The sequence below is a fragment of the Isoptericola sp. NPDC057191 genome, assembly GCF_042670225.1.
In the GTDB taxonomy this organism is placed as follows: Bacteria; Actinomycetota; Actinomycetes; order Actinomycetales; family Cellulomonadaceae; genus Isoptericola.
In genome coordinates this window covers 1-11491 of sequence record NZ_JBHUWC010000132.1, presented here as the reverse complement: position 1 = coordinate 11491, position 11491 = coordinate 1, and the positions used below count along the sequence as shown (strand labels likewise).

The 11491-nt window shown below is 76.0% G+C and carries 11 protein-coding genes; 6 read left to right on the top strand and 5 right to left on the bottom strand.

Features of this window, described 5'->3' with window-relative positions; translation table 11 throughout:
* Positions 1–50: 50 nt before the first annotated feature.
* The gene (locus tag ACFT55_RS14940; RefSeq protein WP_380244629.1) at positions 51–686 is read right to left on the bottom strand and encodes a TetR/AcrR family transcriptional regulator; all 636 of its coding nucleotides are present in this window, start codon (positions 684–686) and stop codon (positions 51–53) included.
* A 101-nt stretch (positions 687–787) separates the two neighbouring features.
* Between ACFT55_RS14940 and ACFT55_RS14935 the strand changes: the two genes are divergently transcribed.
* The 3 genes from ACFT55_RS14935 to ACFT55_RS14925 all read left to right on the top strand — a co-directional run bounded on the left by ACFT55_RS14935 (position 788) and on the right by ACFT55_RS14925 (position 4640).
* A complete protein-coding gene (locus ACFT55_RS14935; RefSeq protein ID WP_380244628.1) occupies positions 788–1753 on the top strand; it encodes an ATP-binding cassette domain-containing protein in 966 nt (321 codons plus the stop codon).
* A complete protein-coding gene (locus ACFT55_RS14930; protein WP_380244627.1) occupies positions 1750–3939 on the top strand; it encodes a YhgE/Pip family protein in 2190 nt (729 codons plus the stop codon). Before ACFT55_RS14935 ends, ACFT55_RS14930 begins: the two co-directional genes overlap by 4 nt.
* Positions 3940–4034: 95 nt before the next feature.
* Complete coding sequence (locus tag ACFT55_RS14925) at positions 4035–4640, top strand: nitroreductase family protein (RefSeq protein ID WP_380244626.1); 606 nt, start codon at positions 4035–4037, stop codon at positions 4638–4640.
* A 10-nt stretch (positions 4641–4650) separates the two neighbouring features.
* Here the strand turns inward: ACFT55_RS14925 and ACFT55_RS14920 are convergent, their stop codons facing one another.
* Positions 4651–6084, bottom strand: coding sequence for a PLP-dependent aminotransferase family protein (locus ACFT55_RS14920; RefSeq protein WP_380244625.1), 1434 nt, complete (start codon positions 6082–6084; stop codon positions 4651–4653).
* 90 nt (positions 6085–6174) lie between these two features.
* Between ACFT55_RS14920 and ACFT55_RS14915 the strand changes: the two genes are divergently transcribed.
* Positions 6175–7155, top strand: a complete 981-nt coding sequence (locus tag ACFT55_RS14915; RefSeq protein WP_380244624.1) for an aldo/keto reductase — start codon at positions 6175–6177, stop codon at positions 7153–7155.
* Positions 7156–7158: 3 nt separating this feature from the next.
* Here the strand turns inward: ACFT55_RS14915 and ACFT55_RS14910 are convergent, their stop codons facing one another.
* From ACFT55_RS14910 to cofD, 3 genes are all read right to left on the bottom strand, one after another.
* On the bottom strand, positions 7159–7488 hold the full coding sequence (locus ACFT55_RS14910) for a cupin domain-containing protein (protein WP_380244623.1): 330 nt from the start codon (positions 7486–7488) through the stop codon (positions 7159–7161).
* Positions 7489–7556: 68 nt separating this feature from the next.
* Positions 7557–8300, bottom strand: coding sequence for a 2-phospho-L-lactate guanylyltransferase (cofC, locus tag ACFT55_RS14905; RefSeq protein WP_380244622.1), 744 nt, complete (start codon positions 8298–8300; stop codon positions 7557–7559).
* Positions 8297–9247 carry a 2-phospho-L-lactate transferase gene (gene cofD, locus ACFT55_RS14900; protein WP_380244621.1) on the bottom strand — a complete coding sequence of 317 codons (951 nt, stop codon included), beginning with the start codon at positions 9245–9247 and terminating at the stop codon, positions 8297–8299. Before cofD ends, cofC begins: the two co-directional genes overlap by 4 nt.
* A gap of 51 nt (positions 9248–9298) precedes the next feature.
* Here cofD and ACFT55_RS14895 point away from each other — a divergent pair, with 51 nt between their 5' ends.
* Positions 9299–9616 (top strand): MTH1187 family thiamine-binding protein, encoded by a 318-nt coding sequence (locus ACFT55_RS14895; RefSeq protein WP_079571762.1) that lies wholly within the window; start codon positions 9299–9301, stop codon positions 9614–9616.
* A 142-nt stretch (positions 9617–9758) separates the two neighbouring features.
* The gene (locus ACFT55_RS14890) at positions 9759–11453 is read left to right on the top strand and encodes a hypothetical protein (RefSeq protein ID WP_380244620.1); all 1695 of its coding nucleotides are present in this window, start codon (positions 9759–9761) and stop codon (positions 11451–11453) included.
* Positions 11454–11491: the final 38 nt, after the last annotated feature.

Sequence of the window (11491 nt, the reverse complement as noted above, 5' to 3'; positions counted from 1 at the left end):
GGGCGAGAATTCCCCGAGGAATTCTCGCCCTTTTCGTACCCACAACACCGTCAGGGGCGGGTGAGGGCGAGGACGCCCGAGCGGGCGGGCTCGGGGAGCTCGGGGACGAGCACGACGAGCGACCGCAGCAGCAGGTGCTCGAGCTCCTCGCGCGCGAGGCCGCTGCCGCCGAGCCAGGCGGCGGTGACGTTCTCGACCAGCGCCACCCACCCCTGCGCCAGGAGCCGCAGCCGGTCGCTGGGGGTGAAGCCGATGGTCCCGGCGGTCGTCGTCATGCGCCCGACCAGCGCGGAGCGCACCCGCTCCAGCGCGGCCTCCGTGACGCCGTCGTCGGCGAGCGCGCCGCGCCAGATGTCCTCCCACACGCGCCGGTGCGCCGTGACCGAGCCCAGGAACAGCGACATCGCGTGCGCCGGGCGGTCGGCGAGGGGACGATCGTCGGGTGCCAGCAGGGTCTGCTCCAGGTCGGACACCGCCTCCAGCGCCACCGCGCGCCGGAGCTGCACCGTCGACCCGAAGTAGTGGAAGACCAGCGCCTTGGACGCCCCGGCGCGCGCGCCGACCGAGGCCGGGGTGATCGCGTCGAGCCCGTCCTCCGCGGCGGCCTCGGCGGCCGCGGCCAACAGCTCGCGGCGCCGGTCGGAGGGCTCGCGGCGGGTCCGGGAGCGCGGGGTGGCGGAGGTCATGGCCCCAGTTGTACGGCGTTATTGACCGCTAGTCAACACCGGCCGTACAGTTGTTGATCGCAGGTCAACAGTGCGTCGCGAGCGGCGGGACAGGAGCAGGGGTGCAGATCACGCTGAGCGGGGTACGGGTCGAGGGACGGCGCGACCCGATGCTGGAGGCCACCGACCTCACCTGGTCCACGGGGGAGTGCGTGCTCGTGGCCGGCGAGCCCGGGCACGGGCACACCGCCCTCGCGCTCGTCGCGACGGGCCGGTTCGCGCCGTCGTCCGGGGCCGTGCGCCTCGACGGCGCCGACGTGCCGCCGTCCGCCCTGCGCGCCCGCACCGCCGTCGTCGACGTCCCCGGCATCAGCGAGCCCGACGACGCCCTCACCCTGGCGGACGTCGTGGCGGAAGGGCTCGCGCTCGCCGGCCGGCGCTCGCTGCCGCGCGACGTCTCGCGGTGGCTGGACGAGCGCGACCTGACGCCCGACCGCGGACGCCGCGTCGACCAGCTGGCCGGCGGCGTGCGCACCGCGGTGCTCGCGGCCCTCGCCGCGGAGGACCCGGACGTGCGGTTCGTCGTCCTCACGCTGCCGGACCGGCATGGCGGCGAGCCGGCCGTCTGGTGGGAGACGGCCCGCACGCTCGCCGCGTCCGGCCTCGGGGTGCTGGTGCAGTGCACGCGCTCGTCGGCCCGCGACCTGGGCGTCGACCTCCCGCCGGCGCGCGGGGCCACGCTGCACGAGCCGCCGCAGGTCGTGCGGCGCGAGACCCCTGGCGCGCCGGGGGAGGACGACGCGACCCTCGTGCTGCCGCCCGCGCCTGTCGTCGAGCCGGAGCACGAGCCGGAGCCGGAGCGCGAGCCGGAACCGGCGCCCGAGCCCGAGACCGAGGTGGAGGACGAGCTGGAGCCGTCCCCGGAGGCGGAGCCCCGCGCGGAGGAGGACGTCGACGAGCCGGTCGTCGTCGACCCGCCCGACGTCGAGCCGCCCGGCACGCCCGTCCACGACACACCTATCCACGACACGCCCATCCACGACACGTTGGCCGCGTCGTCCGACGACCCGCAGGAGGAGACCCGATGACCGCGGTCCGGCTGGCCCTGTCCGAGCTGCGCCGCCTCGCCGCCGGGCGGCTCCCCAAGCTCGCCATCCTCGCGATGGCGCTGATCCCCACGCTGTACGCGGGGCTCTACCTCTTCGCCAACCACGACCCGTACGGGCAGCTCGACCAGGTGCCGGCGGCCGTCGTCGTGCAGGACGAAGGGACCACGACGACCGACGCGGAGACCGGGAAGACGACGGAGCGGCACTTCGGCCGCGACGTCGCGGACCAGTTGCTCGACGACGGTGGGTTCGGCTGGGTCGAGACGTCGCAGGCGGACGCGGAGGCGGGCGTCCGCTCGGGCCGCTACGACGCGGCGCTCATCATCGGGCCGACGTTCTCCGCCGACCTCGCGTCGGCCGGCGAGTTCGAGCCGCAGCAGGCCAGCCTCACGCTCATCACGAACGACGCGAACAACTACCTCGCGGGGACGATCTCGGACACGATCGTCGGGAAGGTGCGCGACTCCATCGCGGAAGAGGTCGGCACGGAGGCGGCCGACTCGTTCCTGCGCGGGTTCGCGTCCATCCACACCAACCTCGCCGACGCGGTGGACGGCGCGAAGCAGCTGGTCACGGGCGCCACGAAGCTCGACGACGGCCTCGCCGACGCGGACGACGGCGCGCACACCCTCGCCGACGGGGCGGCACAGGCGGCGGCCGGCGCCGCGACCCTGGACGGCAAGGTCGGGACGCTCGCCGACGCCGTCGGGCAGCTCGACGACGGGGCCGGACAGCTCGCGTCCGGCCTCGGTGAGCTGGAGGACAGGACCGCCGCCCTGCCCGCGCAGACGAAGAAGCTGGCGGACGGCGCCGCGCAGGTCGCCGACGGCAACGCGCAGGTGGCGCAGTACGGCCGCGAGGCCGCGGACGCCGCCGGGCAGGTGCTGCCCACCCTCGACACGGCGCGCTCGGACGCGGCCGACACCCTCGACCAGGGGCGCGCGGACCTGGCGACGCAGCTCGACGCGCTGTGCGCGGCGCTCCCCGACGACGGGGCCGAGGCCACGGACGTCGCGGCGCAGTGCGCGCAGCTGCGGTCCGACGTGCTCGACCGTCTCGACACGGCGCGCACGGACGTCGACGACGCCCTCGACACGCAGCGGCAGGACGTCCAGGCGGCGACGGCGAAGGTCGAGGGGGCGTCGGCACAGCTCGACCAGCTCGCCGACGGCTCCCGGGAGGTCGCCGACGGTGCGGCCACGCTGGCGGGTGCGACGCCGCAGCTCACCGCGGGCATCGCGTCCGCGGCCGACGGCGCGGACCGGCTCGCCGACGGGACCGGGCGGCTCGCGGCGGCCACGCCCGCGCTCGTCGACGGCGTGCACCGGCTGGCGGACGGGACCGGGCAGGTGTCGGACGGCGCCGCCGACCTCGCGGCCGGCACGACGAGGCTCGCGGCCGGCTCCGGGGAGCTGAAGAGCGGCACCCAGCAGCTGCGGGACGGGCTCGCCGAAGGACTCGGCAAGGTCCCCGACCTCGACGACCAGACCCGCGAGGACACGGCGTCCACCATCGGCAACCCGCTGGAGGTGCGCAACGACTCGCTGTCGTCGGCGGGCACCTACGGCGCCGGGCTCGCGCCGTTCTTCCTGTCGCTCGCCACGTGGATCGGCGCGTACGTGCTGTTCCTGCTCGTGCGCCCGCTGTCGACGCGGGCGCTCGCGGCGGGCCGGTCGGCGCTCGCGACGGCGCTGGGCGGGTGGGTGACGCCGGCCGCGATCGGCGTCGTGCAGGTGGCGGCGATGTTCGCGGTGACGAAGTTCGCGCTGGACATCCAGCCCTCCTACGGCCTGTTCACGGCCCTGTTCCTCGTGCTCGTCTCGGCGACGTTCGTCGCGGTGCTGCAGGCGCTCAACGTGTGGCTCGGCGCGGCGGGGCAGTTCCTGGGGCTGGTGCTCATGCTGGTGCAGCTGGTGACCGCGGGCGGCACGTTCCCCTGGCAGACCATCCCGCAGCCTCTCAAGGCGATGCACCAGTTCATGCCGATGACCTACGCCGTCGAGGGCCTGCGTCAGCTGTTGTACGGCGGCAACCTCGCGACCGTCACCCGTGACGTCACGGTGCTGCTCGGCGTCCTCGTCGTCGCGCTGGGCCTGACGACCCTGGCCGCCCGCCGGCAACGGGTGTGGACGGTGACCAAGCTGCAGCCGGAGCTCGTCCTCTGACGACCGTTCATCGCCGAACAGGTGGTTGCGCACGCTCTGGACGACGAGAACGTGCGCAACCACCTGTTCGGCACCGGGCGGTGCAGGATGGGCGCGTGGAGTTCCAGGACGTGGTGCGACGACGGCGGATGGTGCGACGGTTCACGGACGAGCCGGTGGCGCCCGAGACGGTGGACCGGCTGGTGCGGAACGCCGTGCGGGCCCCCAGCGCAGGGTTCTCCCAGGGGTGGTCGTTCCTGGTGCTCACCGAGCCGGAGGACCGCGAGCGGTTCTGGACCGCGACGACGCCCGCGTCGTCGGACCGGGACATGTCGGGCTGGCTCGCGGGGATGCGCACCGCGCCGGTCCTGGTCGTCGCGCTGTGCTCGAAGGACGCCTACCTGGGCCGGTACGCGGAGGCGGACAAGGGCTGGACCGACCGCGACGAGGCGCGCTGGCCGGTGCCGTACTGGCACGTCGACGCGGGGATGGCTTCCCTGCTCATGCTCCAGACGGCCGTCGACGAGGGCCTGGGCGCGTGCTTCTTCGGGATCGGCGCCGGCGAGATGCCGGCCTTCCGCGAGGCGTTCGGCGTCCCGGACACCTGGGTCCAGACCGGCGTCGTCGCCGTGGGCCACGCGGCGGACGGCGGCGCGCAGGGCTCGCCCGCACGACGGCGCCGCAAGCCGCTGGAGGACGTCGTGCACCGCGGACGGTGGTGAGCGCCCACGTTCAGGGGCGCACGGACCGCACGGCCGCCGCGAGCCCGGTCACGGCCTCGCCGAGGCGTGCGTCGGCGAGGTTGCCGTACCCCACGACGAGGGCCTCGGCGGGGGCGCCGGGCAACGCAGCGGCCGTGACGCGGTAGCGGCGGACGTCGGCGACGGCGACGTCGCGCGCGGCGGCGGCCCGCACGACGGCGGTGGCCGCGACGCCGTCGGGCAGGCCGAGGACGACGTGCAGGCCCGCCGCCAGGCCGGTCACCGGCAGCCCCGGCAGGGCGGTCCCGAGCGCGTCGAGCAGGGCGGCGCGGCGCCGGCGGAACCGCCCGCGCGCGGCCCGCAGGTGGCGCTCGTAGCCCCCGTCGGACAGGAATCGCGCCAGGGCGAGCTGGTCGATCGTCGACGGTGCCGGGCCGCCGGACAGGGTGCCGAGCCGCTCGCGCCACCGGGGCGGCAGCACCAGCCAGCCGAGCCCGAACGCGGGCGAGACGGTCTTGCTCAGCGACCCGACCAGCGCCACCCGGCCCGGGTCGTGCCCCTGCAGGGCGGCGACGGGCCGCCGGTCGTAGCGGAACTCGGCGTCGTAGTCGTCCTCGATCACGAGGCCGTCGGCGGCACGCGCCCACGACACGAGCGCGTCCCGGCGCTCGGGCGCGAGCGCCACGCCGGTGGGGAACTGGTGCGCAGGGGTCACCAGGGCGGCCCGGGCGCCGGTGCGTCCGGCGGCCGCGACGAGCGCGTCCACGGCCACCCCGCGCGCGTCGACCGGGACCGGGACGGGGACGAGGCCGCCGTCGCGGGCGACGTCGCGCAGCCGCCCCCAGCTCGGGTCCTCGACCAGCAGCGTGCGGTGGCCGGCGGCCCGCAGGGCCCGGACGAGCCGCGCCATGCCGTCGGTCGCGCCGTGCGTCACCAGGACGTCGGCGGGGCCCGCGCCGGTGGAGCGCGCGCGCGCCAGGTAGGCGGCCAGGGCTGCGCGCGTGCCGGGGTGGCCCGCCGGGTCCGGCGCGCCGAGGTCGGCGTCGGGCGCGTCGGCGAGCGCGTCGCGCACCGCCCGCAGCCACGCGGCGCGCGGCACGTGCCGCAGGTCCGGCACGCCGGGCGCCAGGTCCAGGCGCAGGCGGGCCGCGGGGGCGGACGACGTCGCGCCGGTCGGCGCGGCACGAGCGGCACCGGGGGCGATCCGCGTCCCGGACCCGACGCGCGCCTCGCAGAACCCCTCCGCGACGAGCTGCCCGTAGACCTCCGTCACGACCCACCGGGACACGCCCAGCGTCTCGGCGAGGGCTCGGCTCGGCGGCAGGGCCGCGCCGGCCGGGACGCGACCGGCGTGGACGGCGTCGCGCACCGCCCGCTCGAGCCGCGCGACCAGGGGCGCGCCGTCGTCGCCGAGGTCGAGCACGGTGTCCCACGCCAGGCGAGGATTGGTCTGGCCAGAGGGCATGGCATTGGACGGTACACCCGGACCGATCGACTCCTAGCGTCAGTCGTGTCAGCCGGCGGACCACGCCGGCGCCCACGGACAGGAGCACCCATGCGCTACCGCACGATCGGCGACGGCACCACCTCGTTCGAGGTCAGCACGCTCTGCCTCGGCACGATGTACTTCGGCACCCGGACGGACGAGGAGACGTCCCGCGCGATCCTCGACCGCTTCGTCGAGGCCGGCGGCACGTTCCTCGACACCGCCAACAACTACAACGGCTGGGGCGGCGGGCACGGGCGCGACAGCGAGGACGTCATCGGGCGCTGGCTGGCCGACCGGGGGAACCGCGACCAGCTGCGCCTCGCGACGAAGGTCGGCGCCGCCAAGAAGGACCCGAACCTGCCGCTGCAGAACGTCGAGCCCACCAACTTCCAGGGCCTGGGGGCGGAGACGATCGCGTGGGAGGCGCGCGAGAGCCTGCGGCACCTGGGCGTGGACCACCTCGACGCCTACTACGGGCACGTCGACCACTACGGCACCCCGCTCGCCGAGACCGTCGGAGCGTTCGGGAAGCTCCAGGCCGAGGGGCTGGTCGGGATCGCGGGCATCTCCAACGTCGCGCTGCACCGCGTGGTCGAGGCCCGCGAGGAGGCCCGGCGTCAGGGCGTCGCGCCGTACGGCCTCGTGCAGCAGCAGCTCACGTACCCCTACCCGCGCCCGGACGTCGGCCGGCACAACTGGGCGTCGTACGAGCTGCTCGACTACGCCCGCGCGTCGTCCGAGGCGGGCAGCCCGCTCGCCGTCGTCGCCTACTCGCCGCTCATGCAGGGCGCGCTCGTGCGCGACGACAAGCCGCTGTGGGACGGCTTCGACCACCCGACCACCCACGAGCGCCTGCGCGTGCTGCGCGAGGTCGCGGCCGAGCTCGGCGCCACCCCGAACCAGGTGGTGCTCGCGTGGCTGCTCGGCGGCGACGTGCCGGTGGTGCCGATCGTCGGGGCGAGCAGCCTGGCCCAGCTCGAGGAGATCCTCGGCGCCGCCGACCTCGACCTGGACGACGACGCCCGCGCCCGCCTCGACGCGGTGTGAGGGCTACTCCAGCCACTCGGTGACGATCCTGTCGCTGGCGTGGATGTGCACCCCCTCGTAGAGCTCCGGCCCGATCACGGTGAACTTGTGCGGCACCTGGGCCGGGGCCACGAGGATCTGTCCGCCCACGGCGACCACCTCGTCGTCGCCCACGTGGAAGAGGGCCCGTCCGGACCGGATGACGAAGGTCTCGGGATACGGGTGCCGGTGCAGCCGGGGGCCGGCGCCGTCGCGGTCGGTGCGCGAGAAGATCACCGACGCGCCGGAGCCGTGGAGGTAGCCCTCGAAGTTCTTGCCCGGCAGGGCGGACTGCTCGATCAGCTCGATGCTCATGGTCGGTGGACCGTGCGGACGTGCCGGACTCACCGGTCCACGGGCGGGCGGCTCCGGCACGGTGAGGCTCAGGGCAGGGGGAGGTCGAGGCCCCGGCGCAGCCGGTCGCGCACGGCGCGGGGCAGCTCGCTCCAGTCGTCCACGGTGTCGAGGTCGACGGCGGTGCCGGTGCGTCGCACGACGACCGGGCGCAGCCCCGCCCGGGCCGCCTCCGCGACGTGCGCCGCGCGCGAGCCCTCCCCGAAGCGGAAGGTGAACGGCGCGTCGGCGGGCAGCGCGAGCAGGTTGGTGCCGGCCAGGTGCCGGTCGGTCGCGACGACACCGGTCGCGCCGTCGGCGGCCGCGGCGAGCAGCGCCTCGACGTCGTCCGGCGCGAGCAGGGGCAGGTCGGCGTGCGCGACCAGCAGGCGGGCGGCCCCGCGCTCGACGGCGGCCTCCCGACCGACGTCGAGCGCCGCGTTGAGGCCCGGGCGGTCCACCGGCTGCGCGATGACCTCGACGTCCGGTGCGACGGACGCGGCAGTTCCGGTGCCGCGCGGCAGTCTCAGCTGCCGACCTGAACCCGAGGTGCCGCCTTGATCCGGGAAGGCGAGCGTCTCGCGGGCGAACACCGCGTCGGCGGTCACCACGAGCACCCCGTCGACGCCCTCGGACGCGCGCAGGACGGCGACGACATGGCGTGCCAGCGCCGCCACGAGGCGGCGGCGGGCTGCGGGGTCGAGCGCGGCCGCCAGCCGGGACTTCCCCGAGACGCCGTCGCGCAGGGGGACGACGGCGACCGCGCCGCCCTGTCCCGTGGAGGGTGCCGTCATCCGAGGGCGAGCAGCTCGCGGGCCAGGCGCTCGCGCCCGGGTGCCCCGCCCATGATGGTGTCGGTGACGAGCACCTCGACGCCCAGGTCGCGGATCGGGTCCGCGAGGCCGGCGTCGGCGTCGTCGACGACCATGACGTCGACCAGGTCCGCGTAGAGCCGGGCCACGCCCAGGGCCGACACCTCGTGCCCGAGCGTCTCCAGGATCTGCGCCGCGGGCCCCTTGATCGCGTGGCCGCCGACGATCGGGCTCACCGCGACCCGTCGCGCCGGCGACGCCAGCACGGCGTCCCGCACGCCGGGGACGGCCAGCACCGGCTCCACCGACAGGAACGGGTTGGACGGCGCGACGACGAGGAGGTCGGCGTCCGTGAGCGCGTCGAGCACGCCCGGAGCGGGTCGCGCCGTCGTCACGCCGTCGAGCTCGATCCCGAGCACCGCGTCGGCGTGCTGCCGGCGCACGAAGTACTCCTGGAAAGCGACGCGGCCCGACGGCGTCTCGACGAGCGTGCGCAGGCGGTCGTCGGTGACGGGCAGCAGGCGTGCCCGCACCCCCAGGGCGGCGGCGAGGCGGGCCGTGACCGCGCCGAGCGGCTGCCCCTCGCGCAGGGCGGCCGTCCGCACGACGTGCGTCGCCAGGTCGCGGTCGCCCAGCGTGAACCACGTGTCCTCGCCGAGGCGCGCGAGCTGGTCGAGGGTCGTGTACGTCTCGTCGGTCAGACCCCAGCCGCGAGTCTCGTCGTTCAGCCCGGCCAGGGTGTACATGACGGTGTCGACGTCGGGGGAGACCAGCAGCCCGTGCCGTTCGGTGTCGTCCCCGACGTTCACCACGACGGTGAGGCCGCCGTCCGCGGTCGGGGCGCCGCCGTCGGGCAGCGCGAGGGCGAGGCCGTGCGCCAGGCGGGCGCCGCCGACGCCGCCGGCGAGAAGAGTGACGCGTGTGCTCACGTCACGAGCCTACGGTTCCCGGGCCGGCGCTCGGCACCCACAATGGGACGCATGGCCGTCTTCGCTTTCTCCGTCGCCCCGCTCGGCGCGGGCGAGTCCGTGGCGGACTCCGTCGCCGCCGCCGTCCGTATCGTCCGTGAGTCCGGGCTGCCGACCCGCACCACCGCGATGTTCACCGAGATCGAGGGGGACTGGGACGAGGTGATGCCGGTGATCCAGCGCGCCACGGAGGCGGTGGGCGCGGGCGGCCACCGCGTGTCGCTGGTGATCAAGGCGGACATCCGCCCCGGCTACACCGGGCAGCTCGACGCGAAGGTCGCACGGGTCGAGGAGCGCCTGGCGGACGACGGCGGCGCGGGGCACGCGTAGGCCGGACGGCGGGTCGTCGCGCGTCGTCAGGCGACAGCGCGCACCTGAGAGCCTGCTGTGTTGCGGGCCACGTCCTGGGGGGTCGTAGGCTGTGCCCGGGATCCGGCCGCCCGGGCCGTGATCCGAGCCAGGAGTGGTCTGCATGCCCCTGTTCGAGGTCGACGCCCAACGGCCCCTCCTCGTCCAGTCCGACCGGTCGCCCGCCGCAACGGCCCAGGGCGTCGGCACCACCGCGCACCGGGTGGTGGACAGTCACATCGACGGTCTGCTCGGCGAGCAGATCTTCCCCGTCAGCCCCGGCGTGGGCCCGGACGAGCCGCACCTGCTCGCCCTCGACGCCACCGGCTCGCCGGTCGTCGTGGAGCTGGTCGCGGACCTCGACCGCGCCGCGCTCACGCGCGCGCTCGACCATGCCGGCGCCGCCGGACGCCTGACCCGTGGCGCGCTCGCCGAGCGCTACCACGGCGGCCCCGCAGCCTTCCATCGTGACGTCGCGGCGTTCTACGACAGCGTGCCGATCACCCGCTCGCAGCCCGGCCGCAGCAGCGCGCGCCTCATCGTCATCTGCCAGGAGGCGAGCGAGGAGATCCTGAACGCCGTCGACTTCCTGCGCCAGCCGACGATGCCGGTCGAGGTGCTGAAGATGGGCGTGGTGCACAGCGCCGACGGCCGCCGGTTCGTGGACGTGTCGCCGCTGGTGATCCACCCGGCCTCGGCGCCGACCGCCCCGAGCCTGTCGGCGCCTCCCGGCGCCCGGCCCGGCGTCGGCGGCCCCGCCACCGACGCCGTGAGCCCGGGTGGCCGCCCTGCCGAGCCGGTGCCGGGCGTGGACCCGGAGACCTTCGCGGAGGGCGTCGCCGTCGGCCTCGCCCTCAACGGCAAGATGCCCGCGGCCGTGCAGCCGCCGCGTGACCACGCGGACGCGACGCCCCCCACCCGCACGCGCCGCCGGGCCGCGCGACCGCGGTCGACGGAGGCCGGTGCCGACGCGGACGCGCCCAGCGGGCCTCTGCCCGTGCCCGCCCCGGCGCCTGCCCCGCCCGCGGAGCCCGAGGACCTGGACACGACGCTCGAGCGGCTCCCGCTCCCGCTCGCCGAGCGTCGGCGGGCCGTGGCGGACACCCCGCCCCCGCCGCCGCGTCGCCGTTCGCGGTCCGACCGCTTCACCTCGCGGCCCGAGCCGGAGGGCACCGGTCTGCCGACCGACCGGGCGGAGCTGGGCCGGGCGTTCGCCGAGGTGGCCGCTCCCCACTTCGACCTGCCGGTGCCCGAACCGCGGTGGTCCGGCGTCGAGGACGACCTTCCGCGCCTGCAGGTGCCGCCGCTCGAGCCGCCGCGGCTGCGCACCCCGCCGGCGGACCCGCTCGACGACGCCTGGTCGCCGGCACCGCGGGACGCGGGGTACGACCCGCTGACGTCACCGGTGCCGCCGGAACCGTGGTCGCCGGCTCCCGAGCCCGAGCGTCACGCCTGGGCGCCGGAGCCGGAGCAACGGTCCTGGGCGGCGGAGCAGCGCGCTTGGGAGCCGGAGCCGGAGCAGCAGGCGTGGGCGCCGCCGCCGGGCGCCGACGAGGTGGACACCGACCTCGTCGCGCTGGCCCGCACGCTGGTGCACCCGACGACGATCGTCTGGTCGCGTCCCCGGCGCCGCCAGTACTTCGAGGCGGTGCTGCACCAGGACGGCGCGATCGAGCTCGCGGACGGCTCCCGCTACTGGCACCCCGACCACGCGGCGTCCGCCGCGTCGGGCTCGCCGACCGCCGACGGGTGGAGCGTGTGGCGCCTCGGCGCCGAGGGCCCCACGCTCACCGACGCGTACCGCCACCGCTTCGCCTGAGCTGTGAGCGGGCGTTTGGCCCTGTTTCGTCGAGAAAC